Below are 25,982 nucleotides of genomic sequence, written 5' to 3' on the forward strand. Positions count from 1 at the left end.
CACGCCGTCCAGGGCGCGCACGATCGCCTCACCCTTGCCGTACGTCTTCGTCAGGGAACGGGCGCGCACTGCGGGCGACGACCCGGGCGCGTACACGGTGGTGTCCATGGGAAGGACGCTACGGACCGGGGGCACCCGACGGCGTCCGGCCCCGGGCTGGTCTTGGTCGGCCCCTGGGTCATACCCAGGTCGTACGACCCACCCTGACCAGCCCGGGGGCGTGCGTCAGTCCACGGCGTCGAGCTCGATGACGATGCCGTGCGCGGGGTGCAGCAGCGGGAGCCGCAGCCCGACCGCGCCCAGCGCCGCGCCGGGCACCTCGGCCGGCGCCTCACCCGGCGCCGCGAACAGCGGCGGGGCGTTGCGGGGCGGGTCCGCGGCCAGCGGCAGCGACACGCGGTACCGGCGTGCCGGGTCCAGGCCCGGCACGCGCAGCAGCGCGGGCAGCGACCGGTCGCCGGTCACCGACCGCACCACGCGCACCACCGCCCTGCTCCGGTCGGGCGCGACGACGACGGTCGCGCTCGTCCCCGTGTCGCCGGTCGGCGGGTGGTGCACGTCGCCGGTGTGCAGCAGCGGCCGCAGCCGCCGGTACGCGGCGATGCCGTCGCGCAGCCGCTCCAGCTCGTCCGGCGTGCCCGCCGTCAGGTCCCACTCGATGCCGAAGTGCCCGGTCAGCGCCACGGCGATCCGCAGGTCGAGCCCCGTGGCGCGCCGGGTCGTGTGGGCCACCGGCGGGCCGACGTGCGTGCCCACGAGCTCCGGGGGCAGCAGCAGCTCGGTCCAGCGCTGGATGGCCAGCCGCTCGACCGGGTCGTTCGTGTCCGAGGCCCACACCCGGTCCGTGTGCTCCAGCACGCCGAGGTCCACGCGCGCCCCGCCCGAGGCGCACGCCTCGATCTCCAGCCCGGGGTGCCGCGCCCGGAGCGCCGCCAGCAGCCGGTAGACCGCCGCCGTGTGCCGGTGCACGTTCGCCCGGCCGGCGGTCACGGCCTCGATGAGGTCCCGGTTCTGGTCCCACTTGACGTAGTCGAGCCGGTACTCCGTCACGAGCGCCGAGACCGCCTCCAGCAGGTGGTCGAACACCTCCGGCCGCGACACGTCGAGCACGAACTGGTTGCGCCAGGGCCGCACCTCGTTCTCCACCGGCTGCAGCAGCCAGTCCGGGTGCTCCCGCGCGAGCTGCGAGTCGAGGTTGACCATCTCCGGTTCGAGCCACAGCCCGAACTCCATGCCCTCGTCGCGCACGACGTCGACCAGCGGGTGCAGCCCGTCCGGCCACGGCTCGGGGTCGACGCGCCAGTCGCCCAGGCCGGCCGAGTCGTCGCGGCGGCCGAGGAACCAGCCGTCGTCGAGCACGAACCGCTCCACGCCGAGGTCGGCGGCGAGGCGGGCGAGCCGCTGGAGCTTTCCCAGGTCGTGGTCGAAGTAGACGGCCTCCCAGGTGTTCAGCGTCACCGGGCGGGGCGTGCGCGGGTGCCCCGGGCGGCCGCGCACGAACCGGTGGAACCGCTGCCCGACGCCGTCCAGACCCCCGTCGCTCCACACGAACAGCGCGGCCGGGGTGCGGAACGAGGCACCGGGCCCGACCGTGATCTCGCCCGGCCGCAGCAGTGGCCCGGCGCCGAGCACCGTGCGGCTCTCGGGCAGCGCGTCGACCCGGTGCACCGAGTCGCCGCTCCACGCGAGGTGCACCGCCCACACCTCGCCCCGGCCGTCGTCGAACCCGGCGGTCCCGAGCGCGAGCACCAGCGGGGAGTCGTGCCCGGTGCGGCCGCGGCGCGACTCGCGCGCCTGGCTGCCCTGGGTGAGCGGACGGCGCTGCGGGGTGCGCTCGCGCGTCCACCGCCCCGAGAAGTCCAGGACCTCCGCGGCGAGGTCGCCGACCGGCATCGTCGCCTCCAGGATCGCGAGGTCGACCGGCTCGGCGCCCGTGTTGTGCAGCTCGTGCTCGACCTGCAGCACCCCCGACGCGTCGAGCGTGAGGTCCACGACGACGCGCAGCCCCACAGCCTCGGCGGTGACGCGCAGGTGCCGCTCGTCGCCGTCGGCCGCGGTGCGCCGCCAGCGCGGCAGCAGCGCCCGGCCGCCCACGTGCCCGGCGAGGCCCGGGCGGCCCTCCCAGCCGTCGTGCTCGCCGGGGAGCACCGTGAGCGGCCACGGCGCATCGAGCGCGCTGGGCGACGCCGGGCGCGCCACCGACCGCAGCAGCCGCCGGGCGTCGTCCGCGCCGAACGGGCCGACGTCCCGGCCCCAGTGCACCACCTCCGGCAGCCCGTCCCGCGGCAGGGCGACGACGACGCCGACGCCGGCCGCGCGCAGCACGTGCACGCGCGGGCCGGCGCCGGGGTCGGCGCCGGTCAGCTCGGTGCCGGCAGGGCCGGTCACCTCGGTCGCGTCGAGCGTCACTCGGCGGCGCTCTCGCGCAGCACGACCACGCGGCCGGCGGGCACGAGCGCCGCGCCGTCGAACGTCGCGTCGTCCAGGAGCGAGCGGCCGGACACGGCCACCGTCTCGTCGGCGTCGGAGTGGTTGACGAGGAACAGGACGTCGCCGTCCGGCGTCCGCCGTCGGACCGCCTCGATCCCCGTGCCCGCCTCGACCGCGCGGGGCAGGCCGAGCTCGTCGATGAGCCGGTCGGCGATCCGCGTGGCCGAGTCGAGCGGGAGCTGCGCCGACACGTACCAGGCGGCGCCGTCCCCGACGGCGTTGCGGGTCACGGCCGCCCGGCCGGCGGAGTCCCCGTCCGCGTAGGTCACGACCGCCTCGGCACCGTGCAGGTTGGTGTCCTCGCTCCAGTCGGTGACCTCGCCGCCGTCGGACAGGTGCACCGTCTCGTCCGCCTGCAGCGGGCGGAACTCCTCGGTCGTGACGCCGAGCAGGTCGCGGAACGCGCCGGGGTAGCCACCGCCGCGCACGCGGCTGGTCTCGTCGACGACGCCCGAGAGGTACGTGACGAGCGCCGTGCCGCCGCCGCGCACGAACGCGTCGACCCGCGCCGCCTGCGCGTCGGAGACCACGAGCAGCGTGGGCAGGACCACGAGGTCGTAGCCGTCGAGGTCGGCGTCGACAGGAAGCACGTCGACCAGCACCTGCCGCTGCCAGAAGACCCGGTGCCAGAGCCGGGTCTCGCGGGAGTACCGCAGGGCGCGGTGCGGCTTGAGCCCCTGCTGCAGCGCCCAGGCCGACTCCTCGTCGACCAGGAGCGCCACCTTGGCCGGCTCCACCGGCGAGCCCGCGATGCTCCGGAGCCGCCGCAGCGCGTCGCCGAGCCGCACGACCTCGCGCCACACGCGGCTCTCGGTGCCGGCGTGGGGCAGCATCGCGGAGTGGAACTGCTCGGTCCCCGCGGTCGAGGCCCGCCACTGGAAGAACATCGCGCCGTCCGAGCCGCGGGCCACGTGGGCGAGCGCGTTCCGGAGGATCTCGCCGGGTGCCTTGGCGCGGTTGCGCTGCTGCCAGCTCGGCGCCCCGGTGGAGTGCTCCATGAGCAGCCACGGCGTGCGGTCGGCGGCCAGGCCGCGCATCCGGTCGGCCGCGAAGGCGAGGTCCTGCTCGCGCACCGGGTCGTCCACGATCGTGTAGTGGTCGTTCGCCACGACGTCGACATGCGCGGCCCAGTCGGAGTAGTCGACCACATGGCGGCCGGAGCCGACCATGAAGTTGGTGGTGACGGGCGCTTCGCTGTGCGCACGGAGCACGGCCGCCTCGGCGAGGTAGTGCTCGAGCAGCTCGTCGGAGGAGAACCGCTCGTAGGCGAGGAACAGCCCCGGGTTCACCTTGTGCTGCTCGCTCCGGGGCGGCTCGATGTGGTCGATGTCGGCGAAGGTGTGGCCCCAGAACGCCGTGCCCCACGCGGCGTTGACCGCCTCGACGGTGCCGTACTCCGCCCGCAGCCACTCCCGGAACCGGGCCGCCGACACGTCGCACCAGCACCGCCCGTTGCCGCCGCCGAGCTCGTTGCTCACGTGCCACAGGCGCACCGCGGGGTGGTCGCCGTAGCGCTCGGCCAGCGCGGTGGTGATCCGCAGCGCGTGCTCCCGGAACACTGGTGAGCTCGCGCACCAGCCGAGCCGCCCGCCGGGTTGCTCCCGCACGCCGTAGGCGTCGACCGGCAGCACCTCCGGGTGCGCGTGCAGCAGCCAGCTCGGCGGCGCGGCGGTCGGGGTGGCGAGGTCGACGGCGATGCCGGACTCGTGCAGCAGCCCGATGATCTCGTCGAACCAGCCCCAGTCGTACTCGCCCTCGCGCGGTTCGAGCAGCCCCCAGGAGAACACGCCGAGGGTGACGATGTTGACGCCCGCCTCGCGCATGAGCCGCACGTCCTCGCGCCACACCTCGGGCGCCCACTGCTCGGGGTTGTAGTCGCCGCCGTAGCTCAGGCCGTCGGTCGGCCAGCCGGTCAGGGCGTGGCGGGTGGGGGGTCGTTCGGTAGCGCGGCGGGCCATGGGGCATCCCCTTCGATGTCGGCGAGGAGGCAGTCGCCTCCTCGCTCAGACTTGTCGAGAACCCGGGCGTTTGTCAATCTGTGAAACAAACATGAGGCGGCGGACTCAGAACTGGAGCATCGTGCGGATGCCCAGCACGGCCCCTCCGCGCGCCCACTCGTCGAACTGGAACGGCTGGATGTCCAGGGACAGCGGGGGGATGCCGGGGGCGCGCACCTGTTCGATCGTCGCGTACACCTCGTCGCCGGCGAGCTCCATGACGACCAGCCCGTCGCCGGCGAGCACGATCTTCTCGGGGTCGAGGGCGTTGGCCACCGTGCCGATGAGTACGCCGAGCGCATGGCCCGCGTCGGTGAAGGCGCGCCGGGCGCCCGCGTGGCCGTCCCGCGCGAGCTCGACGGCGCCGGCGAAGTCGAGACCGGGGACCCGGAGCGCGTCGACGATCGCAGCGTTCGGCAGCAGTGCGCTCACGCAGCCGCGGTGTCCCTGGCCGCAGATGGGCCCGGCGGAGTCGACGGGCAGGTGGTCGAGCCTGCCGGCGCGCCCGTGGTGGCCGGTGACGACGCGGTCGTCGACGACGAAGCCGGTGCCGACACCGGCGCCGACGGTGATGAGTGCGAGCGAGCTGCAGCCCACGCCCGCACCGAACCAGTGCTCGGTGGCAGTGAGCGCGCGCACATCGTTCTCCGCGCTCGCCGGGATGCGGAGCCGGGCGGTCAGCCGCTCGGCGAGATACACGTCGACCCAGCCCAGGAACTGGGACTTCTTGACAACCTGCCGGCCGTCCAGCAGGGTCAGGTCGCCCGCGAGAGCGACGCCGCAGGCGACGATCGTGCCGTACTCCTCGACGAACCGGGCGTGGATGACGGCGATCTGGTCGATCACCGCGTCGGGTTCGCGCGAGCTGATGGGCTCCTCGTGGACGGCCACGATGCGCGCGCCGAGGTCGGTGACGACTGCGAACACGGTGTCCCCGGTGAGCTTCACCCCGAGGAAGTGCCGCGCGTCGTGCCGCACGACGAGCAGCTCGCTCGGGCGCCCGGTCGCGCCGCGCAGCTCGACGGCGCCCTCGGCGACGAGCCCGTGGTCCATGAGGGCCCGGGTGGCCCGGGTCAGGCTCGCCCGCGACACACCGAGCCGCCGTGCGATCTCGGCACGGGGCAGGGGTCCGTGGATGAGCAGCTCGCGCAGCACGCCGCGCTCGGCGTCGGCCAGCACCGGCCACACGGCCGCGCTCGACGGCACCTCGGACTGGGCTCGCGACATCCCGCACCTCGTCTCCTCGCCCCGGATCCTAACCGTCCTCCGAGGTCGAACGGGCCGCATCGCCTCCAGCGGCGAACAGCGTCTTTGTTTCACTGATTGACAAAGCATGCCCCCGCCGCCATGCTTTGGTCCAGTTGGCGCATGATCGCCGACTCGCACCCGTCAAAGGAGACCCCCATGCGAATCAGACCCCTCGTGGCGTCCGCGACCGCCGCCGTCAGTGCTGCCGCCGTCCTGACCGGCTGCGGCGCCGCCGGCGGTGCCGGTACCGACGGGCCCGTCACCCTGGAGCTCTGGTCCTGGACCGCCGAGGGCCAGAGCGTCGTCGACCAGTGGAACAACGAGAACCCGGACATCCAGGTGAAGCTGACCGACGCCGGTGGCGGGGACGAGTCGTCCCAGAAGCTGCTGACCGCGTCGCGTGCCGGGAACGCCCCCGACCTCGCGCTCGTCGAGTACACGACCCTCCCGTCCCTGATCGTCGCCGACGTCCCGCAGGAGATCACGGACTATGTGGGCGACGTGCAGGACGCCTTCACCGAGGGCACCTGGGCCCAGACCACGTTCGACGGCGCCGTGTTCGGCGTGCCGCAGGACGTCGGCCCGATGGCGTTCGTCTACCGGACCGACCGGTTCGAGGAGCTCGGCGTCCCCGTGCCCACGACGTGGGAGGAGTTCCGCACGGCGGCGGCCGCCGTCAAGGAGGCCGACCCGGACGCCGTCATCACGAGCCTGCCACCCACGGAGTTCGGCTTCTTCGCCGGCGTCGCCACGCAGGCCGGCGGCGAGTGGTGGTCGGTGGACGGCGACGAGTGGACGGTCGGGATCGCCGACGAGGCGTCGCTCGAGGTGGCCGACTACTTCGAGGAGCTCGCCACCGACGGCCTCATCCAGACCGAGCCGCTGCTGACCCCGGAGTACAACGCCATGGTCAACGCCGGCACGATGCTCTCCTGGCCCTCGGCCGTCTGGGCGCCGAGCGTGATCGAGTCCGTCGCCCCCGACACCGCCGGCAAGTGGGCGATGGCGCCGCTGCCGCAGTGGACGCCCGGCGACAAGGCGGTCGCCTACCAGGGTGGCTCAGCCCTCGTCGTGACGAAGGACAGCGAGCACCCCGAGGAAGCGGCCAAGTTCGCCACCTGGCTCAATGCCAGCGAGGAGGGCAACGGCCTGCTCCTGGACACGCAGAGCCTGTACCCGGCCTCGGACGAGGGCCAGGAGATGGCGGAGAGCAACGACCCGCCGAGCCTCATGCCGCAGCAGAAGGACTTCTACTCGGTCGCCGCTGACATCTCCTCCGACACCGTCCCGGTGACCTGGGGGCCGGACGTGAACCTCGCCAAGTCGGTGTTCGAGGACGAGCTGGGCAAGGCCATCAAGAACGGCACACCCTGGCGTGACGCGTTCGTCGCCACGCAGGACGCGGTGGTGGCCGACATGAAGGAGACCGGGTTCACTGTGAGCAACGGCTGAGGACGGCAACGATGTCGACCACCGTGCAGGCCCCACGCCGCCGTCCCCGACGGTGGCAGGTCGCGCCCTACCTGTTCACCGCCCCCGCGGTGATCCTCTATATCGCCTTCATGCTCGTCCCGGTCGGCTACGCCGTCTGGCTGAGCCTGCGTGCCTACCGCATCGAGGGGGCGCTCCTGGGGCGCAAGACCGACGTGTTCGTCGGCCTCGAGAACTATGCCGCCGTGCTGACCAACCCCGACTTCGCCGCCGGGTTCGGTCGGCTCGCGGTCTACGGCATCATCGCGGTGCCCCTCACGCTCGGACTGGCGCTCCTGTTCGCGCTCGTGCTGGACACCCCGGCCGCGCGGCTCAAGCGGTTCGGGCGCACGGCGATCTTCATCCCCTATGCGGTACCCGGCGTCGTCGCCGCGCTGCTGTGGGGCTTCATGTACCTGCCGAGCACGAGCCCGTTCTCGTACCTCACGCGGGCGGTCGGGCTGGGCACCATCCCGTTCCTCGAGGAGCCGGGGCTGTTCGGCTCGCTGGCGAACATCGCGGTCTGGGGCGGCGTCGGGTTCAACATGATCATCATCTACACGTCGCTGCGGAGCATCCCGAGCGAGATCTACGAGTCCGCCCGTCTCGACGGCGCCAGCGAGACGCAGATCGCGCTGCGGATCAAGGTGCCGCTCGTGGTGCCGGCCCTCGTGCTCACCGGGGTGTTCTCGCTGATCGGCACCCTGCAGCTGTACAGCGAGCCCGCGACCCTGCAGCCGATGACGAGCGCCATCTCGAACACCTGGGTCCCCCTGATGACCATCTACCGCGACGCCTTCGGGACCGACGACCTGCCGCAGGCCGCCGCCGCGTCCACCGTGCTCGCCGTCGGGACCGTACTCGTCTCGGTGATCATCCTGCGGATCGTCAACCGCAAGCGCATGGGAGTCGAACGATGACCACCACCACCACCGCCCGCCCGGGACCGGCGGCGACCGCCGGACGGCGTCCGTCCGACCGCGCACGCACCCGCAGGCGCCAGGGAGGCTGGGGCGTGCTGCCCACGATCGTGCTGCTGGTCGGCGCGATCTACTGCCTCATCCCCGTGATCTGGGTGTACGTGGCCGCGAGCAAGACCCGCGGCGAGCTGTTCACCACGTTCACCTTCGCCCCCGGCACCGGGCTGTGGGAGAACCTGGTCGCGCTGTTCGCCTACGAGGGCGGGCAGTACCTCCTGTGGTGCCTCAACTCGCTGGTCTACTCCGGCGTCGGGTCGCTGCTGTCCGTGCTCGTCTCGACCATGGCCGGGTACGGCCTCGCGAAGTACGAGTTCCGCGGCCGCTCGTTCCTGTTCCTGTCGATCCTCGCCGGCGTGCTCATCCCGGGGATCGTGCTCGCGGTGCCGCAGTACCTGCTGCTGTCGCAGCTCGGGCTCGTCGGCACCCACTGGTCGGTGCTGCTGCCGAGCATCATCAGCCCCTTCGGCATCTACCTCTCGCGCGTGTACGCGATGTCGGCGGTGCCGCAGGAGACCCTGGAGGCCGCGCGCATCGACGGCGCGGGGGAGTGGCGCATCTTCCAGACCATCGTGCTGCCGCTCATGGTGCCCGGCATGGTCACCGTGTTCCTGCTGCAGTTCATCGGCACCTGGAACAACTTCCTGCTGCCCTACATCATGCTGTCGGACCAGGACCTGTACCCGCTCACCGTCGGCCTGTTCACCCTGCTCGCGAAGGGATCGGGCTCGCCCGCGCTCTACTCGGTGGCGATCACCGGCGCCGCGGTGTCGATCATCCCGCTGCTCGCGCTCGTGCTGTTCCTGCAGCGCTACTGGCGCCTGGACCTCGTGTCCGGCGGGCTCAAGGGGTAGCGCCGCCCTCTCCACCTTCTCTGTTCGACCTGAAGTGTTCGACCTGAAACGAGGACCATGCAGATCCATGACCTGGGCGGCGACGCCTGGACCGTTCGAGCCCTGTCCGGACCCGTGCCCGAGCAGCTGCGCGAACGGCTCACGACCGGCGTCCCGGCGACCGTGCCCGGCGTGGTGCATCTCGACCTGCTCGCCGCACAGCTCGTCCCCGACCCGTACGACGGGGAGAACGAGGCGGCCCTGCAGTGGATCGGGCTGACCGACTGGGAGTACTCGCGCACCTTCGAGTGGGCGGGCACCGGCGAGGCGCGCACGCAGCTCGCGGCCGACGGTCTCGACACCGTCGCGACGGTCACCCTGAACGGCGTCGAGGTCGGCCGGACGGCGAACCAGCATCGCAGCTATCGCTTCGACGTCGCCTCCGCGCTGCGCGAGGGGCAGAACGAGCTGCGTGCCACGTTCCGCTCGCCCGTCGAGTACGCCCGCGAGCAGGAGCTGGTGCTCGGCGAACGGCCGCACGTGAACCACCACCCCTACAACGCCATCCGCAAGACGGCGGCGAACTTCGGCTGGGACTGGGGCCCCGACGTCGCGACCTCCGGTATCTGGAAGGCGCTGCGGATCGAGAGCTGGTCGGGGGCGCGGATCGCGAGCGTACGCCCGCTCGTCACCCTGGACGGATCGACGGGGCGGCTGACGGCGCACGTCGCGCTGGACTGGGCCGGCTCCGACCCTGCCGGCTCCGACCCCGTCGACGTGTCGCTCGACCTCGAGGGCAACGCCCTGTCGGCCCAGGCGCGGCCCGGAGCGGCCGAGGTCGTGCTCGAGCTCGAGGTGCCCGACGTCGAGCCGTGGTGGCCGCGCGGCTACGGCAAGCAGCGGCTCTACCCGCTGACGGTCACCATTCCCGGGCAGCAGTGGGAGTCGCGTGTCGGCTTCCGGGACGTCGCGCTCGACACGACGCCGGACGCCGACGGCACGCCCTTCACGATCGTCGTCAACGGTCAGCCGGTGTACGCGAAGGGCGTCAACTGGATCCCGGACGACACGTTCTTCCCCCGCATCACGCGGGCCTCCCTCGGACGCTCGCTGACCGACGCGGTCGAGGCGAACGTGAACCTCGTCCGCGTGTGGGGCGGCGGCATCTACGAGAGTGAGGAGTTCTACGACCTCTGCGACGAGCTCGGGCTGCTGGTCTGGCAGGACTTCCTCCTGGCCTGTGCCGCGTACTCCGAGGACGAGCCGCTGTGGAGCGAGTTCGAGGCCGAGGCGCGCGAGGCCGTGACCAGGCTCACCGCGCACCCGAGCCTCGCGCTCTGGAACGGGAGCAACGAGAACATCGTGGGCTGGGTCGACTGGGGCTGGCGCCCGCGGCTCGCCGGTGCGACCTGGGGCGACGGCTACTACACGGAGCTGTTCCCGCAGATCGTCGCCGAGCTCGCCCCCGGCACGCCCTACTCGGCCGGCAGCCCGTTCGGCTTCTCGAAGTACGTGCACCCCAACGACCCGGCTCACGGCACCGTGCACATCTGGGACATCTGGAACCAGGTCGACTACACGCACTACCGCGGCTACCGGCCCCGGTTCGTCTCCGAGTTCGGGTTCCAGGGCCCGCCTGCCTGGTCGACCCTCACCGCCGTCGTGCACGACGAGCCCCTCGATCCGTTCGGCCCCCAGATGTTGGTGCACCAGAAGGCGAACGACGGCAACGGCAAGCTCGAACGCGGCCTGGGCACGCACCTGCCGCGACCGGGCGACATCGACACCTGGCACGCGACCACCCAGCTCAACCAGGCCCGGGCCGTCGCCTACGGGATCGAGTGGTTCCGGTCGCTGTTCCCGCTGAACACCGGAGCGATCGTCTGGCAGCTCAACGACTGCTGGCCCGTCGTCTCGTGGGCCGCCGTCGACGGGCTCGGCCGCCGCAAGCCGCTCTGGTACGCGCTGCGCAAGGCTTTCGCCGACCGTTTGGCGACGATCCAGCCGGCCGGCGAGGGCACCACCCTGGCGCTGCACAACGACACCCCCGAGCCGTGGAGCGCCCACGTCGTGCTGTGCCGGATCACCCTCGACGGCACCGAGCTCGCCCGTCACGAGACGGAGGTGCTGGTCGAACCGCGCACCCTGGAGCGACTCGAGCTCGGTGCCGACCTGCTCGCGCCCTCCGATCCCCGTGGAGAGCTCGTCGTCGCCGAGCTGTCGACAGGCGAGCGTGCGCTGCACTACTTCGTCGAGGACACCGAGCTCGCTCTGCGCGACGACGCCCTCACCGTCGAGACCGCGCGCGACGGGGACGAGGTGGTGCTGCGACTCAGCGCCACGTCCGTGGTCAAGGACGTCGTCGTGCACGCCGACCGGGTCGACCCGGAGGCAACAGCGGACGAGTCCCTCGTCACGGTGCTGCCGGGCGAGACGCGCGAGGTGCGCATCCGCACCTCCGCCGAGCCCGAGGCACTCACCTCGGCCCCGGTCCTGCGCTCGGTCAACGACCTCGTCTGAGACGACTACCTGGTGCAGAACGCGTCTCGCTGCTGACTCCCATGTCGAACGTAGGGTCGGTCGCTGCACGTGGAGGCACGCAGCGACCAGCCCTACGTTCGGCCACCCTGGTCGAGGTCGCCGGCCGGCGGGCGGTCTCAGGCGTCCCAGGCGATCGTGAACTCGGCCAGGTCGATCTTGCCGTCCTGGTCGTGGTCGGCCTTGCCGAAGATCTGGTCGAGGTCCTTGTCCGTGGTCTCCTCGCCGCGCGTGGCCATGGCCTGGCGGAACTCGTCCGCGGTGATGCGGCCGTCGCCGTCGGAGTCGAACTCGACGAAGGTCCGGGTGAGCTCGTCGGCAGCCATGCTGATACCTCGCAAAGTCGGAAACGATTCGGAGAGTATGCAACCACATATCGGTTTGATCGGTCGTTGAATTGCTGGGCGGTAAGTCCGATACGGTGCGGCGTGCCGAACGTCGAGACCCGGAGGTCCGGACCATGAGGTTGTACGCCGCCGCGCCCGCCAGGGGCGCCCGCCAGGTGCTCGGTGACCTGCTGCTGCTCGCCTGGATCGGGGCCTGGGCGTGGGCCGGCCGCGAGGTCTGGGCGGCGACCCTGGAGCTCGGCCGGCCCGGTCGCGCGACGGCCGGCGCCGCCGACGACATGGCCGCCCGGTTCCACGACGTCGAGGGCCGCATCGACGGCATCCCTGGCGTGGGCGACGACCTGGCCGCGCCCTTCGGCGGCGCCGCGGACGCCGCCGAGAGCCTGGCCGAGGCGGGCCGCTCCCAGGCCGAGACGGTGGCCGACGTCGCGCTGCTCGCCGGGCTCGCGGTGTTCCTCGTCCCGGTGCTGCTGGTGGCCGTGCTCTACGTGCCGCTGCGGGTGCGGTTCGTGCGGCGGGCGAGCGCGGGCCGCCGGCTGGTCGGGGCCGACCCGGCGCTGCTGGCGCTGCGCGCCCTGACGAACCAGCCGCTGGGGGCCCTGACCAGGGTCTCCGACGACCCGGTGCGCGCGTGGCGGGACGACGACCCGGACGTCGTGCGGCGGCTGGCCGACCTGGAGCTGCGGGCGCTCGGTCTGAAGCGGTAGCCGGGCTCAGGAGGCGGGCGCGGTCCGCGTCGCTCGCAGCCGGTCCGTCCCGGCGAGCAGGTCGCTGAGCCCGCCGCGGGCGTCCTCGATCACGAGGGCCTCGGCGGCCGCGGCGTCGCCCGCGCGCAGCGCGGTGACGAGCGCCCGGTGGGTGGCCCAGCGCTCCATGCCGAACTCGTCGTCGTGCGCGACGCGCTCCAGGCGCCGCGCGCGCTGCTCGGGGCGCGAGAAGACCCGGGTCTGGTCGAGCAGCCGCACCAGCACGGGGTTGCCCGCGCAGGCGTCGACGGTGTCGTTGAACTGCTGCATGACGTCCAGGAGCTGGTGGAGCTGCCGGGTGACGTCCTCGCCGGACCGGTGCCGCTGCCGGGCGACGATCAGCAGGTCGTCGGCCTGGTCGAGGAGGGCGTCGAGCCGGTCGAGCCGGTCCGGCGTCGCGTGCCGCGCGGCGAACCGCGCGACCATGCCGCGCAGCGCCACCTCGACCTCGGCCAGGTCCTGGACGGCGGTGTCCCCGATGGGCGAGACCTTGACCGTGCGGGGCCCGGTCCGCTCCAGCAGGCCGTCCTGCTCGAGCCGCCGGATCGCCTCGCGCACCGGCGTGGGGCTCACCGAGAGCCGTTCGGCCAGCCCGCGCTCGGTCACCTTCTGACCCGGGCGGAGCTCGCCGGTCGTGATCGCGTCGCGGATGGCGCGGTAGGACCGGTCGGCGAGCGTGTCGCCGGCCAGGGCTGCCAGGGCTTCGGAGGTCACGGCCCCATCGTAGGCCCGTGCTATCGCAGCCCACGTTTGCAACCGTTGACAGTTTTGCTATAGCAAAAGTACGGTGAGCCCGACACGCCGACGTGGCCACGACGAGGTGGCAGAGGGAGAAGGTTCCATGTCCACCACCGCGCCGCCGGTGCGGCACGCGCAGACCAGGATCACGTTGCTGGTGGCGCTGGCCGTCTTCGCCCAGGAGTCCACCTGGAACTTCTACGACGCCCAGGTGCCGCCGCTGCTGCGGGAGCACATCACCAGCGCGGCGCTGGTCGGGTTCCTGATGGGCATGGACAACCTGCTCGGCGTCTTCGTCCAGCCCTGGCTCGGCAACCGCTCCGACGGCACGCGCACGTCGTGGGGCCGCCGCATGCCGTACCTCGTGGTCGGCATGCCGGTCGCCGCCCTGCTCTTCCTGGTGCTCCCGCACGTCGCCGCGTCGCTGCCGCTGCTGGTGGCGGTCATGTTCTGCTACGCGCTGGTCGCCAACGCGTTCAAGCCGATCGCCGAGTCGCTGGTGCCCGACTTCGTGGCGCCCGAGAAGCGGAGCCGGGCCAACGCCGCCGTCAAGATCGCCTCCAGCCTGACCGTGATCGTCGCCGCGCTGATCAGCATCCTCGTCGTCGACGAACACCCCGGGATCGCGTTCGCCATCCCGTCGGCGCTCATGCTCGTCTCGATCGTGGTGCTCGGCCTCACGGTGCGCGACAGCCGTTCGCCCGGCTACCAGGCGGCCCTGGCCGAGGACGCCGCGGACGCCGCCGCACCCGCACGGCTGGGCGTGCGCCGCGTCGTGCTCGACATCGTCCGCGACCCGGACCGCAGCCGGCTGCTGATGATGGTCGCGATCCTGCTCTTCGGCAGCGCCTGGTCGGCGTCGCGCGCCCTGGCCACGCCCTACGGCATGGAGGCGCTCGGCCTCTCCCGCGGCGACGCCGGCGGGCTGCTCCTGCCGAGCGGCGTCGCGTTCCTGCTCGCCGCCTACCCGACCGCGCTGCTCGCCGAACGCATCGGCCGGCTGCGGACCATGATGATCGGGATGTCGCTCTTCGCCGCGGCGATGGTGGTGGGCACCGTGGCGCAGACCCCGGCGGGCACCGTCGTCGCCTTCTGCGTCGGTGCCGCGGGCGCCGCCGCCTTCCTGGTCAACGCCGTGGTGGTGCTCTGGAACCTGGCCCCCTCGGCGCGCGTCATGGGCACCTACGCCGGGCTCTACGCCGTCGGCTGGGCCGGCGGCGGGTTCGTGGGCCCGGCGCTGGTGGGCGGCATGGTCGACCTGACCGGCTGGACGCTGATGCTCCTCGACGTCGCCGTCGTCGCGGTGCTCGGTGTGCTCGCCGTCGCCCGGGTCGAAGCCCTGCAGCGGCGCACCGACACCGCGAAGGCGGTGTGAGCGATGACCCGCGTGCTGATCACCACCGACTACCTGCGCCCCGGCGACGACGTCGACCGTTACCTGCGGTCCGCCGGCCTGGAGACGGCGCACCGGCCGCTCGTGGGGCGCCGCGACCCGGAGGATCTGGTCGCCGCGCTCGACGGCGTCGAGGCGGCCCTGGTGGCCAACGAGCCGATGACGGCCGACGTGCTGTCGCGGGCCCCGCGCCTGCGCGTCGTGGTGCGCACCGGCGTGGGTTACGACTCGGTCGACGTCGCGGCCGCCGCCCGCCGGGGCGTCACGGTCAGCAACCTGCCCGGGATCAACGCCAACGCCGTGGCGGAGTACACGCTCGGCCTGCTCCTGGCCGCGGCCCGGCGCCTGGTCCAGAGCGCGCGGGGCGTGGCGGACGGCGGCTGGCCACGCGTGGACGGGCACGAGCTGCGCGGCGCCACCCTCGGGCTGATCGGCTACGGCGCGGCCGCCCGCGCCGTCGTGCCCCTCGCGCGTGCGTTCGGCATGACCGTGCTCTGCACCACCCGCGTGCCGGAGCCGGAGCGCATCGCGGTGCCCGCGGAGCCCGTCGAGTTCGTCGACCTGGCAGAACTGCTGGCCCGGTCCGACTACGTGTCCGTCCACACCGCCCTCACCGACCGGACCCGCGGCCTGATCGGACCCGCCGAGCTGCGGCAGATGAAGCCCACCGCCGTGCTCGTGAACACCGCCCGCGGCGCCGTCGTCCAGGAGCGGGCCCTCGTGGACGCCGTCCGCGACGGGGAGATCGCCGGGGCCGCGCTCGACGTCGTCACCGAGGAGCCGCTCCCCGCGGACGACCCGCTGCGGGGCGTGGACGGCATCGTCGTCTACTCCCACATGGCCGGGCAGACCGCGCAGGCGCGCGCCGCCGCGGGCCTGGAGGGCGCGGCCGAGCTCGTCGCGGCGCTCGCGGGCCGCCCCCGGTACGCCGTCAACGCCCACCTGCTCGCCGTCCCGGCGACGACCCCCGAGGAGACCGCATGACCAGCAGCCCACCCGAGTACCGCATCGCGGTGATCCCCGGGGACGGGATCGGGACCGAGGTGATCCCGCCCGCCCTCCAGACCCTCGACCTGGTGGCCGCCCGGCACGGGTTCGTGCTGCGCTACGACCACCTCGACTGGTCGTGCACCCGTTACCTGGTCACCGGCGCGATGATGCCGGACGACGGGCTCGACCGGATCGCCGGGCACGACGCCGTGCTGCTCGGGGCGGTGGGGTGGCCCGGCGTGCCCGACCACGTCTCGCTGTGGGGGCTGCTCATCCCGATCCGGCGGCGGTTCCGCCAGTACGTCAACCTGCGGCCCATCCGGGTCCTGCCCGGGCTGCCGGGCCCGCTGCGGGACGCGGGCGCCGTCGACCTCGTCGTGGTGCGCGAGAACGTCGAGGGGGAGTACAGCGAGATCGGCGGGCGCCTGAACCGCGGCCTGCCCGACGAGATGGCCGTCCAGGAGTCGGTCTTCACGCGCCCGGGGGTCACCCGCATCGTGGACCACGCCTTCGAGCTCGCGGCGACCCGGCGCGGCGACGTCACGTCGGCGACCAAGTCGAACGGCATCGTGCACACCATGCCGTTCTGGGACGAGATCGTCCGCGAGCGCGCCGCCCGGTACCCCGGGGTCACGTGGCGGCAGGAGCACATCGACGCCCTGGCCGCCAAGCTCGTGCTGCGCCCGTCGGCGTACGACGTGATCGTGGCGTCCAACCTGTTCGGCGACATCCTCAGCGACCTCGCCGCCGCCGTCGCGGGCAGCATCGGCATCGCCCCGGCCGGCAACATCGACCCCTCCCGGCAGTTCCCGTCGATGTTCGAGCCCGTGCACGGCTCGGCCCCCGACATCGCCGGCCAGGGCATCGCCAACCCGGTGGGCGCACTGTGGTCCGCCTCGATGATGCTCGACCACCTGGGGCAGCCCGACGCCGCGCGGGACGTCATGGCGGGGATCGAGACCGCGCTCGCCGACGGCGGCGTGCGCACCCCCGACCTCGGGGGCACCGCGACCACCCGGGAGATGACCGACGCCGTCCTGGCCGCGATCACCGCAGCGCCCACCGGCGCGTGACAGAGATGAGAACCATGGACAACGCACCCGCCGGCTCCGTCCGGATCCTCACGCCGAGCGGCATGCTCGGCGCGGGCTGGGACGAGTCGACGATCGAGCGCGGCCTCGCGCTCGGCGTCGACGTGATCACCCTGGACGGCGGCTCCACCGACTCCGGCCCCTACTACCTGGGGTCGTCGACCCCCAAGACCGCCGCCCAGGCCGTGGCCCGCGACCTGCGCAGCCTGCTCAAGGCCGCGGCCCGCGCCGACGTGCCGCTGATCATCGGCTCGTGCGGCACCAGCGGCACCGACTCCGGCGTCGACTGGGTGGCCGGGCTCGCGGCCGGGGTGATGGCCGAGGAGGGGCTGGACCTCAAGGTCGCCCGCATCTACAGCGAGCAGGACGCCGCGGACCTCAAGGAGCACCTCGACGCCGGCCGGATCCACGCCCTGCCGCCCCTGGGGGAGCTGAGCGCGGAGACCCTGGAGAGCTGCACCCACGTCGTGGGCATGATGGGCCACGAGCCGATCGTCGAGGCGCTCGAGGCCGGAGCGCAGGTCATCCTCGCGGGCCGGGCCACCGACACGGCGCTCGCCGCGGCGTACCCGCTGCTCAAGGGGATGCCGGCCGGCCCCACCTGGCACGCCGCGAAGATCGTCGAGTGCGGCGGGCAGGCCACGACCAACCCGCGCACGGGCGGGGTCCACACGACGATCGACGCCACCGGGTTCACCATCGAGCCGCTGGACCCGGAGACCGCGTGCACACCGCGGACGGTCGCGGCCCACATGCTCTACGAGACCGTCGACCCGTTCCAGATGCGCGAGCCCGACGGCACGCTCGACGTCCGCGACGCCGTCTACACGGCGCTCGACGAGCGGACCGTCCGGGTCGAGGGCTCGCGGTTCCACGTCGCCGACCAGCACACCGTCAAGCTGGAGGGCGCCCGGATCACGGGCTACGAGACCATGTCGTTCTCGGCGATCCGGGACCCGCTGATCCTGCGGGACATCGACGCCTGGGCGGACCTGATGCGCACGATGATCCGGCAGTGGGTGAGCGGCACGCTGGGCCTGGCCGACGACGAGTACGCGTTCGACCTGCGCCTGTACGGCCACGACGCGGTGCTGGACGACCTGGAGCCCGAGAGCGGGCCGCCGCGCGAGGTGGGCGTGATGCTGCTGGTCGACGCGGCCGACCAGGCCACGGCGACGGCGGTCGCCAAGCTCGTCAACCCGCTGATGCTGCACCTGCCGACGCCCGCCATGGGCTACCTGCCCAGCCTCGCGTTCCCGACCTCGCCCGCGGAGGTCGAGCGCGGCGCCGCCTACGAGTTCGTGCTCAACCACGTGGTGGACAGTCCCACCCCGACCAGCCTGTTCCGCATCGAGTACGGAGTGCAGCGATGACCGACCCCCTGACCAGACCCACCAGCCCCACCGTCGCCGACCTCGCCCACGAGGTGCGGTCCAAGAACGCCGGCCCGTTCTGGGTCACCATGGAGCTCTTCATGCGCGACGCCGCCGGCTACCGCGTCGTGGCCGACGAGGAGTTCATCAACGAGGACGTGGTCGCCGGCCTGTACGGGGTCGAGGCGAGCGCGGTGCGGATCTTCCGGATCCCGTCCCTCGACGTCGTCAAGATCTCCTTTCCCCGGCCGGTCTCGCAGGGCTCGCTCCGGGACCGGGACGTGCATGCGGGGCAGCACCACGTCCCGCTCGCGCTGCTGCGGGTTCCGGAGGGCGCCCCGGCGCGTGGATAGGCTTGCGGCGTGGATCACTCAGCGGCTCAGGGCGTCCGACGTGTCGACTTTCTCCCCTGGGAGTACGACCCCGCCTCGGCGGAGGGCGCGGCGCAGGCGGCCCGGCAGCGCGAGCTGGTCGACGCCGGGGCGCAGCTCGGGGCGGGCGTCTTCGTCGCCCCGAACGCCGCGGTCTACTGCGACCGGCTCGCTCTCGGCGACCGCACCTACGTCGCGGCGCTCGCCTACCTCTCGGGCGACCTGACGATCGGGGCGGACTGCTCGGTCAACCCGTTCGCCGTCGTGCGCGGGGAGATCCGGATGGGGGACGGCGTGCGGATCGGCGCGCACACCTCGATCCTCGGGTTCAACCACCAGATGGCCAACGACCGGCCGGTCTTCCAGCAGGGCACCTGGAGCAAGGGCATCACCATCGGCGACGACGTCTGGATCGGCTCGAACGCCACGATCCTGGACGGCGTGACCGTGGGCGACCACGTCGTCGTCGCGGCCGGCGCCGTCGTCACCAAGAACGTGCCCGACTGGGCCGTGGTCGCGGGCAACCCCGCGCGCGTGCTGCGCGACCGCCGCGCGGAGACGAAGGGCGCGACCGCCGGTGACCTCGCCGCCCGGCTGGCGGCCTTCGGCGACCGCGCCCGGGAGCAGGCCGGCGACGTGCTGGCCCGTTGCTTCGAGGACGGGCGGTTCGTCGACCGCCCGTCCGCCGCCGCGGGACCGCTGCCCCCGGCCGTCCGCCCGTGGGCGGACGCCGTCGAGATCGCCGACCTGCTGCTCGGCACCCCGCCGCCCGGGTTCGACGCCGCCGACCTGGTCCGGCGGCTCACCGCCCGCCAGGACCCCGCGACCGGGCTGATCCCGGAGGGCGACCTCGCCGACCGGGGTCTGTCGGCCGGGACCGCCGAGCGGCCGGACGCCGCGGACGAGCCGCTCTCGCCCACGGACGGCGACGCCGCCTACCACGTGCTCAGCGTCGGCTACGCGGTACGGCTGCTCGGCGCACGCCTGCCGCACCCGGTCCGCGCGGTGCACGCGCTGGGCGACCGCGACGTCGTCGCCGCCCTGGAGGCGCGCGACTGGGGCGCCCAGGCCTGGGGGAGCGGCGCCGCCGTCGACTCGCTGGCCACGGCCTGCGCCCTCAACATGGCCGACTTCTCCGAGGAGCTGCCCGACGGCGGCGTCGGCCCCCTCCACGGGCTGCTCGGCTGGCTGACCGCGCGGGCGAACCCCGCCACGGGCCTGTGGGGCGCGCCGCAGCCCGCGCCGCGCTGGCTCCAGGCGGTCAACGGGTTCTACCGCCTGACCCGTGGCTCGTACGCCCAGTTCGGGCTACCGCTGCCCTACCCCGAGGCGGTGGTCGACACGGTGCTGGAGCACGCGGCCGACCCCGTGCTCGCGACTCCTGACGGCTACACGGCCTGCAACGTCCTCGACATCGTGCACCCGCTCTGGCTCGCGGCGAAGCAGACCGCGCACCGGCGCGCCGAGGGCGAGGCCTGGGCGCGCGACCAGCTCGACCGGGCGCTGGAGAACTGGGCCGACGGCGCGGGCATCGCGTTCGCCCCGCGCGGCGACGGCCCCGACGGCGTCCCCGGTCTGCAGGGCACCGAGATGTGGCTGAGCATCGTCTGGTACCTGGCCGACCACCTCGGCGTCGCGGACTCCCTCGGCTACCGGCCGCGGGGCGTGCACAACCCCGACCCGCTGGTGCGGCTGACGCCGGTCGACGAGGCGGACTGACCGGGCCGGACCGCGGCGAGGTCAGGTGTTCTGGACGGCCGCGATCGCGATGGCTGCGCTCGTGGTGGTGACCGCGATGGTGGTCCTGAGCACGGCCTCGCCGGCGGCGGCCGCGCCCCAGTCGCCCTGCTCCAGCTCCTTGCCGCGCGTGTAGACGGCGCCGGACCAGGGGATGTCGCGGTGCAGCGTCGGCAGGCTGCCGCTGGCCGAGAGCAGGGCCGCGAGCACCGCGGTGCGCGGGTCGGGGTCGGCGCCGTCGGCCAGCACGGGACGCACCGCGGCGACGAGCTCCGCGCGGCGGGGCGTGCCGCCGTCGGTCAGGGCGGTGGTGGGGATGAACCCGAGCGCCTTGCGCTTCTCGCGGCCGACGTGGCCGCGCTCGACGAGCCGGTCGAGCAGCGGCTCGCGCAGCCGCGGGCCGACCTCGGCGAGGAACGTCTGCGCGCCGCGCGGCTTCTCGACGAGCAGCTCCCAGCGTTCGCGCAGCAGCGGGTCGGCGGGTGGGCTGCCGGCGTTCGCGGTGATCCGGGGCCCGGTCAGGCCGGGCTTGCCGTCGATCTCGACGTGGTCGCCGACCGCGAGCTCAGTGAGCACCGCGCCCGCCAGCGTGTAGAAGAGCGTGTTCTCCCCGGCGATGGTGCCCGACCGGGGGTCGAACAGCAGCAGGAGCAGGTCCTCGGCGATCAGCGCGGTGTCGGGCGTGGTCGGTGCGGTCAACGTCTCGTCCGTTCGTCGGGGTCGGCTGGTCGGGGCGTCCGGTCCACGACGAGCTCCTCGTCGTCGAGCCGTTCGTCAGTCTGTCCGGTGACGATCAGGTGCGCGCGGTAGAGCACCTCGAGCTGCGCCGGGTTGTAGAACTCGCGCAGCGCCTGCACGACGGCGCTCCCCGTCAGGCCGGGGCTGTGCAGCGAGTGCGAATCGGCGTCGCCGAGCGCGGGGTAGGTCGCAAGCTGCTGCCGCATGATGGGCGCGATGCGCTCGGCGAGCGCCTGCCGGGTCGCGCGGTCCGCGTCGGCGGGCAGCGTCTCGAACTGGTCGTCCGCGTCCGTGTGCGGCTGGTCGTGCATCAGGTCGCGCAGCGCGTCCATGGCGTCGTCGTCGAACACCTGGGCGTAGATCATCAGCATGGAGCGGTCCACGTCGGTCAGGTCGCGCGCGACGGCGCTGAACCCCACCGGCAGGTCCGCCGGGGCGCGATGGCGCAGGATGACCGCCAGCTCCGCCCGGACGCGCTGGAGCCGGATGATCGTCGCCTCCAGCTCGGAGTCGAGCACGCGGAGCGCCTCGTCGGGATCCTGGTCGGCGCGGCCCATCGTGGCGATCTGCGCGAGCGGCACGCCGAGGTCGCTCAGCCGCTTGATCTGCAGCAGCCGCACCAGGTGCGCGGTCTCGTACTGCTTGTACCCGTTCGAGCGGCGGGCGGGCTCCTCCAGCAGGCCGATCTCGTGGTAGTGGCGGACGGCCTTGATCGTGGTCCCCGCGATCTCCGCGAGCTGGCGGGTGCTCCAGGCCACTGTCCGATCCTCTCGGTCCGCCGGCGGACCGCCGGCAGACACCAGTCCAAACCATGCCCCCGGGGCACAGTCAAGCGGAGCGGATGTCGTCCGGCGGGCCGCCGCCGACGTCAGAACTGGCCGGGCACGTAGTCCCCGGCGGGCTGCCGGTTGATGACGTTGATCCGGTTGTAGGCGTTGATGATCGCGATCAGGGAGATCAGCGCGGCGAGCTGGTCCTCGTCGTAGTGCGCGGCGGCCCGCGCCCAGGTCTCGTCGGAGACGCCGCCCGAGGCGTCGGCCAGGCGCGACCCCTCCTCGGTCAGCTCCAGGGCGGCCCGCTCGGGCTCGGTGAACACGGTGGCCTCCCGCCAGACGGCGACCAGGTTCAGCCGGAGCTGCGTCTCCCCGGCGGCCGCGGCGTCCTTGGTGTGCATGTCGGTGCAGAAGCCGCAGCCGTTGATCTGGCTCGCCCGGATCTTCACGAGCTCCTGCGTGACGGCGGGCAGGGTCGAGTCCACGACGAGCTTGTTCGCGGAGTTGATGTGCCGCAGGACCTTTCCGGCGAAGGGGTTACCGAAGAAGTCGATCCTGGCGTCCATGTGTGTGCTCTCCTTGGTGAGGGTGACGGCCCGCGTCGCGGGTCCGCACACCTGACCGGGACCGGCCCACGAATGTGACCGGCCACCCACGACACCTTGTCTGCCCCTGGCGAATCTCCTCCCGGCATGCCCGTCGCGCGGTGTCTGATGGGACCTATGGACGATCAGGAGGCACTGGACGCCTACTCGGCGGCGATCGTGCGCGTGGTCGACGCCGTGCTGCCGTCGGTCGCGGCGGTCTCGGTGCGGACGGCACGCGGGGCCGGGGCCGGCAGCGCCTCGGTCGTCCCGGGCGAGCGGCTGCTGCTCACGAGCGCGCACGTCGTCGAGTCGGCCACCGACGTCCGGGCTTCGTTCTCCGACGGCTCGGAGGTCGCCGCGCGGGTGATCGGCCGGGACCCGCTCTCCGACCTCGCCGTGCTGCGTGCGGACGACGACGTGCCGCCCGCCCTCCCGCTGGGGGACGCGGCCGGCCTGCGGGTGGGGCAGCTCGTCGTCGCCCTCGGCAACCCGCTCGGCCTGGCGGGCAGCGTCACGGCCGGGATCGTGTCCGCGCTCGGCCGGTCGCTGCCCACCGGGGCCGGCCGGATCATCGACGAGGTGGTGCAGACCGACGCGGCGCTCAACCCGGGCAACAGCGGCGGAGCGCTCGCGGACACGTCAGGCCGGCTCGTCGGCGTCAACACCGCCGTGGCGGGCATCGGCCTGGGTCTCGCGGTGCCGGTCAACGCCACGACCCGGGCCATCATCGACACCCTGGTCCGGGACGGGCGGGTGCGGCGCGCGTGGCTGGGCATCGCCGGCGCGCAGGTGGTGCTGCCCGAGCCGGTCGCCGAACGGGTCGGCTCCCGGACCGGCATGCAGGTGGCGCAGGTCATCGCGCGGTCCCCGGCCGACCTCGCGGGGATCCGGCGCGGCGACATCCTCGTGGCGATCGACGGCTCGACCGTCGTGACGACCACGGCCGTGCAGCGCCTCATGGTGGGCGACGCGATCGGGCGGCGCACCGAGGTGACGGTGTGGCGCAACGGCGCCCTCGTCGACGCGGTGGTGCTCCCGCAGGAGCTCGTCACCTCGCCGTGAGGGCACCGGGCGCCGTCGTCACACCGCCGCGGCCGCGTCCGCCAGGAGCCGGGCGAGCTCCGCCGGGCGCGTGAACATGGGCCAGTGGCCCGAGTCGATGTCGACCAGGTCGACGTGCTTGGCGCGCGCGAGCTCGGGCACGTCGCCGGCGTCGATCCACTCCTGCGCCTGGGCAGGCGTGAACTCGGGGCACACGACCACCACGGGCACGTCGAACCGGCGCTCGTCGCTCAGGTGCACCACGCCGCGGGCGACCCCCTCGGGGACCGGGACGGCCTTGGCCGCGAAGGCGCTCCGGGCCGCCTCGTCCAGGTCGTCGGAGTCGGGCCCCGCGAACGGCTCCCAGCCGGGGAACGGCATCACGCCGTCCGTGACGGGGAACAGGTCGGCGTAGGGCTTGCCGTCGTCCCACGGGAAGCCGCCGATCTGGACCACGCCGGCCACCGCCTCCGGGCGGGCGTCGGCCGCGAGCCACGCCAGGGTGCACGCCGCGGAGTGCCCCACGACGAGCGGCCTGCCGGACGCCGCGTCGACGGCCGCGACCACGGTGGCGACCTGGTCCGCGAGCGTGGCGTCCGCCCGGCCGTCGCCCTGGCCGGGCAGCGTGACCGGCACGGGCCGGTGGCCCAGCGCCTCGAGCTGCGGGACGACGTCGTCCCAGGCCGAACCGTCGAGCCAGAGGCCGCCGATGAGCAGGATGTCCATGATTCTCGTCTCCCGGGCTGATCCCGTGCTGGGTGGTGGATGCGGTGCGGTGCGATCCCCGCGAACACCACGTTAGGACCGGTTCCGGACGTTCCGCTTCCGGATCGAAAATCCCGCGCGAAGCCGATGAGTTTGCTGCCACGCTCCCGTCCAACCCGTAGAACCCACCCCACACACCCCGCCCGCAGGACGCCGCACCGCGCGGCCACCACGACAGGAGATCCACCGCATGCGCACCATCGTCGCCACGCACTTCGTCTCGCTCGACGGCAAGGTCGACCCGACCGGGGGCGACCCCGAGCTGCACGACACCGCGTGGACCTTCAAGACCGTCGACATGGTCCCCGAGGCCTACGAGCTCAAGGGCCGCGAGCAGGAGGAGGCCGGGGCGCTGCTGCTCGGCCGCACCAGCTACCAGATGTTCGCGCCGGTCTGGCCCGACATGGCCGAGTTCACGCGCTACAACGAGCTGCCCAAGTACGTCGTCTCGACGACCCTCACCGACGCGGACCTCACCGACAACTGGGGTGAGACCACCATCCTGCGCTCGCTGGACGACGTCGCCCGGCTCAAGGAGACCGACGGCGGCGAGATCCAGGTGCACGGCAGCGTGTCGCTCACCCGGGCGCTCGCGGACGCGGGCCTCGTCGACTCCTACCACCTGCTGGTCTTCCCGGTGCTCCTGGGCCAGGGCAAGCCGCTGTTCAGCGACACCGACAAGCCCGCGCAGAAGCTCCGGCTGGTCGAGCACGAGGCGTACAGGAACGGCGTCCAGAAGCAGGTCTTCGACGTCGTGCGCTGACGGCATAGCCTGCAGGGGTGCCGTCCGAGACCAGCCCCACCGCCCGCGCCCTGCGCGCCCTGGAGATCCTGCAGACGCGCCCGGGCACGACGGCGGACGAGCTCGGGGACCGGCTCGGCGTCACGGAGCGGGCCGCCCGCCGGTACGTCGAGATCCTGCGTGAGGCGGGGATCCCCGTCACCTCGGCCCGGGGGCCGCACGGTGGCTACCGGCTCGGGCGGGGCACCCGGCTCCCGCCGGTCACGTTCACGCAGACCGAGGCGCTCGGCCTGGTCATGGCCGTGCTCGACAGCCACCCCGAGGCCGACGACCTCGTCAGCACCGCGCTCGGCAAGGTCATCCGCGCGCTGCCCGAGGACGTCGGCCGGCAGGCCGCCACCCTGCGCGAGCACGCCTCCGCGGCCCCGGACCGGTACGCGGCCCGCCCCGACACCGCCGTCACCAGCGAGCTCGTCGCCGCCGTCGCCGCCCGACGGCGCGTGCTGGTCACCTACCGCGGCGAGTCCGGCAGCGAGTGGGTCGCCGAGGTGGACCCCTGGGCCGTCGTCGTGCGCTACGGGCGCTGGTACCTGCTGTGCCACTCGCACCGCGCCGACGCCGTGCGCACCTACCGCGTGGACCGGGTCATCGCCGTCGAGCACACGGACCGGCCCTTCGAGCCGCCCGCCGACCTCGACCCCGTCGCGGCGCTGGAGGAGCATCTCGGCACCGGCTGGCAGTTCACCACGCGCGTCGTGTTCGACGCCCCGCTCGCCGACGTCGCCCCCTGGGTCGGCGCGCAGATGGGCCGCCTCGAAGCCGTGGGGGAGGACCGGTGCGTCCTGACGGGCACCACCCGCAACCCGGCCATGTACGCGCAGGAGTGGCTGGCGAGCGTGCCGTTCGCCTTCCGGGTCGAGGACGGCCCCGAGCTGCGGGCCGCGGTCGCGACGCTCGCGGAGCGGCTGGCGGCCGCGGTCCGGGACTCGTAGCACCT

Annotated in this window: 23 protein-coding genes; 14 read left to right on the plus strand and 9 right to left on the minus strand. The window is 73.3% G+C overall.

Going from position 1 to position 25,982, the window contains the following annotated elements; all coding sequences use genetic code 11:
* Nucleotides 1-225 precede the first annotated feature (225 nt).
* The 3 genes from QRN56_RS21215 to QRN56_RS21225 form a co-directional block, all read right to left on the minus strand.
* Nucleotides 226-2,409 carry an alpha-galactosidase gene (locus tag QRN56_RS21215; protein ID WP_350224596.1) on the minus strand — a complete coding sequence of 728 codons (2,184 nt, stop codon included), beginning with the start codon at nucleotides 2,407-2,409 and terminating at the stop codon, nucleotides 226-228.
* The gene (locus tag QRN56_RS21220; protein ID WP_285106596.1) at nucleotides 2,406-4,448 is read right to left on the minus strand and encodes a beta-galactosidase; all 2,043 of its coding nucleotides are present in this window, start codon (nucleotides 4,446-4,448) and stop codon (nucleotides 2,406-2,408) included. Before QRN56_RS21220 ends, QRN56_RS21215 begins: the two co-directional genes overlap by 4 nt.
* 105 nt (nucleotides 4,449-4,553) lie before the next feature.
* Nucleotides 4,554-5,714 carry an ROK family transcriptional regulator gene (locus QRN56_RS21225; RefSeq protein ID WP_285106598.1) on the minus strand — a complete coding sequence of 387 codons (1,161 nt, stop codon included), beginning with the start codon at nucleotides 5,712-5,714 and terminating at the stop codon, nucleotides 4,554-4,556.
* Between the two features lie 177 nt (nucleotides 5,715-5,891).
* Here QRN56_RS21225 and QRN56_RS21230 point away from each other — a divergent pair, with 177 nt between their 5' ends.
* From QRN56_RS21230 to QRN56_RS21245, 4 genes are read left to right on the plus strand one after another with little or no spacing between them, the layout of a single operon-like run.
* Nucleotides 5,892-7,187, plus strand: coding sequence for an ABC transporter substrate-binding protein (locus QRN56_RS21230; protein WP_285106600.1), 1,296 nt, complete (start codon nucleotides 5,892-5,894; stop codon nucleotides 7,185-7,187).
* Nucleotides 7,188-7,198: 11 nt separating this feature from the next.
* The gene (locus QRN56_RS21235) at nucleotides 7,199-8,125 is read left to right on the plus strand and encodes a carbohydrate ABC transporter permease (RefSeq protein WP_285106601.1); all 927 of its coding nucleotides are present in this window, start codon (nucleotides 7,199-7,201) and stop codon (nucleotides 8,123-8,125) included.
* Nucleotides 8,122-9,036, plus strand: coding sequence for a carbohydrate ABC transporter permease (locus QRN56_RS21240; RefSeq protein WP_285106603.1), 915 nt, complete (start codon nucleotides 8,122-8,124; stop codon nucleotides 9,034-9,036). Before QRN56_RS21235 ends, QRN56_RS21240 begins: the two co-directional genes overlap by 4 nt.
* Nucleotides 9,037-9,093: 57 nt before the next feature.
* Nucleotides 9,094-11,535, plus strand: a complete 2,442-nt coding sequence (locus tag QRN56_RS21245; RefSeq protein WP_285106605.1) for a glycoside hydrolase family 2 protein — start codon at nucleotides 9,094-9,096, stop codon at nucleotides 11,533-11,535.
* 137 nt (nucleotides 11,536-11,672) lie between these two features.
* Here the strand turns inward: QRN56_RS21245 and QRN56_RS21250 are convergent, their stop codons facing one another.
* Entirely contained in the window at nucleotides 11,673-11,879 is a 207-nt protein-coding gene (locus tag QRN56_RS21250; protein WP_285106608.1) for an EF-hand domain-containing protein, read from the minus strand.
* A 134-nt stretch (nucleotides 11,880-12,013) separates the two neighbouring features.
* On the opposite strand from QRN56_RS21250, the gene QRN56_RS21255 reads away from it, so the two are divergent.
* Complete coding sequence (locus tag QRN56_RS21255; protein ID WP_285106610.1) at nucleotides 12,014-12,607, plus strand: hypothetical protein; 594 nt, start codon at nucleotides 12,014-12,016, stop codon at nucleotides 12,605-12,607.
* A 6-nt stretch (nucleotides 12,608-12,613) separates the two neighbouring features.
* Here the strand turns inward: QRN56_RS21255 and QRN56_RS21260 are convergent, their stop codons facing one another.
* Nucleotides 12,614-13,360: a GntR family transcriptional regulator gene (locus QRN56_RS21260; RefSeq protein ID WP_285106612.1), complete on the minus strand. Its 747-nt coding sequence runs from the start codon at nucleotides 13,358-13,360 to the stop codon at nucleotides 12,614-12,616.
* A gap of 127 nt (nucleotides 13,361-13,487) precedes the next feature.
* On the opposite strand from QRN56_RS21260, the gene QRN56_RS21265 reads away from it, so the two are divergent.
* From QRN56_RS21265 to QRN56_RS21290, 6 genes are read left to right on the plus strand one after another with little or no spacing between them, the layout of a single operon-like run.
* Nucleotides 13,488-14,759 (plus strand): MFS transporter, encoded by a 1,272-nt coding sequence (locus QRN56_RS21265; protein WP_285106614.1) that lies wholly within the window; start codon nucleotides 13,488-13,490, stop codon nucleotides 14,757-14,759.
* 3 nt (nucleotides 14,760-14,762) lie between these two features.
* A complete protein-coding gene (locus QRN56_RS21270) occupies nucleotides 14,763-15,761 on the plus strand; it encodes a phosphoglycerate dehydrogenase (RefSeq protein ID WP_285106616.1) in 999 nt (332 codons plus the stop codon).
* Complete coding sequence (locus QRN56_RS21275; protein ID WP_285106618.1) at nucleotides 15,758-16,840, plus strand: tartrate dehydrogenase; 1,083 nt, start codon at nucleotides 15,758-15,760, stop codon at nucleotides 16,838-16,840. Before QRN56_RS21270 ends, QRN56_RS21275 begins: the two co-directional genes overlap by 4 nt.
* 14 nt (nucleotides 16,841-16,854) lie before the next feature.
* Entirely contained in the window at nucleotides 16,855-18,231 is a 1,377-nt protein-coding gene (locus tag QRN56_RS21280; protein WP_285106620.1) for an acyclic terpene utilization AtuA family protein, read from the plus strand.
* Entirely contained in the window at nucleotides 18,228-18,584 is a 357-nt protein-coding gene (locus QRN56_RS21285) for a DUF4387 domain-containing protein (protein ID WP_285106622.1), read from the plus strand. Before QRN56_RS21280 ends, QRN56_RS21285 begins: the two co-directional genes overlap by 4 nt.
* 9 nt (nucleotides 18,585-18,593) lie before the next feature.
* Nucleotides 18,594-20,321 (plus strand): acyltransferase, encoded by a 1,728-nt coding sequence (locus QRN56_RS21290; RefSeq protein WP_285106624.1) that lies wholly within the window; start codon nucleotides 18,594-18,596, stop codon nucleotides 20,319-20,321.
* Between the two features lie 21 nt (nucleotides 20,322-20,342).
* Here the strand turns inward: QRN56_RS21290 and QRN56_RS21295 are convergent, their stop codons facing one another.
* The 3 genes from QRN56_RS21295 to QRN56_RS21305 all read right to left on the minus strand — a co-directional run bounded on the left by QRN56_RS21295 (nucleotide 20,343) and on the right by QRN56_RS21305 (nucleotide 22,416).
* The gene (locus QRN56_RS21295) at nucleotides 20,343-21,038 is read right to left on the minus strand and encodes a GOLPH3/VPS74 family protein (RefSeq protein WP_285106626.1); all 696 of its coding nucleotides are present in this window, start codon (nucleotides 21,036-21,038) and stop codon (nucleotides 20,343-20,345) included.
* Nucleotides 21,035-21,835, minus strand: a complete 801-nt coding sequence (locus QRN56_RS21300; protein ID WP_285106628.1) for a helix-turn-helix domain-containing protein — start codon at nucleotides 21,833-21,835, stop codon at nucleotides 21,035-21,037. Before QRN56_RS21300 ends, QRN56_RS21295 begins: the two co-directional genes overlap by 4 nt.
* A gap of 110 nt (nucleotides 21,836-21,945) precedes the next feature.
* A complete protein-coding gene (locus QRN56_RS21305) occupies nucleotides 21,946-22,416 on the minus strand; it encodes a carboxymuconolactone decarboxylase family protein (protein ID WP_285106630.1) in 471 nt (156 codons plus the stop codon).
* 156 nt (nucleotides 22,417-22,572) lie between these two features.
* Here QRN56_RS21305 and QRN56_RS21310 point away from each other — a divergent pair, with 156 nt between their 5' ends.
* Entirely contained in the window at nucleotides 22,573-23,499 is a 927-nt protein-coding gene (locus QRN56_RS21310) for a S1C family serine protease (RefSeq protein WP_285106632.1), read from the plus strand.
* Nucleotides 23,500-23,517: 18 nt separating this feature from the next.
* On the opposite strand, the gene QRN56_RS21315 is transcribed toward QRN56_RS21310, so the two are convergent.
* Nucleotides 23,518-24,204, minus strand: a complete 687-nt coding sequence (locus tag QRN56_RS21315) for an alpha/beta fold hydrolase (RefSeq protein ID WP_285106633.1) — start codon at nucleotides 24,202-24,204, stop codon at nucleotides 23,518-23,520.
* A 229-nt stretch (nucleotides 24,205-24,433) separates the two neighbouring features.
* Here QRN56_RS21315 and QRN56_RS21320 point away from each other — a divergent pair, with 229 nt between their 5' ends.
* Nucleotides 24,434-25,006 carry a dihydrofolate reductase family protein gene (locus QRN56_RS21320; protein ID WP_285106635.1) on the plus strand — a complete coding sequence of 191 codons (573 nt, stop codon included), beginning with the start codon at nucleotides 24,434-24,436 and terminating at the stop codon, nucleotides 25,004-25,006.
* A gap of 17 nt (nucleotides 25,007-25,023) precedes the next feature.
* Nucleotides 25,024-25,977: a helix-turn-helix transcriptional regulator gene (locus QRN56_RS21325; RefSeq protein ID WP_285106638.1), complete on the plus strand. Its 954-nt coding sequence runs from the start codon at nucleotides 25,024-25,026 to the stop codon at nucleotides 25,975-25,977.
* Nucleotides 25,978-25,982 lie beyond the last annotated feature (5 nt).

Source organism: Promicromonospora sp. MEB111, from assembly GCF_030209445.1.
In the GTDB taxonomy this organism is placed as follows: Bacteria; Actinomycetota; Actinomycetes; order Actinomycetales; family Cellulomonadaceae; genus Promicromonospora.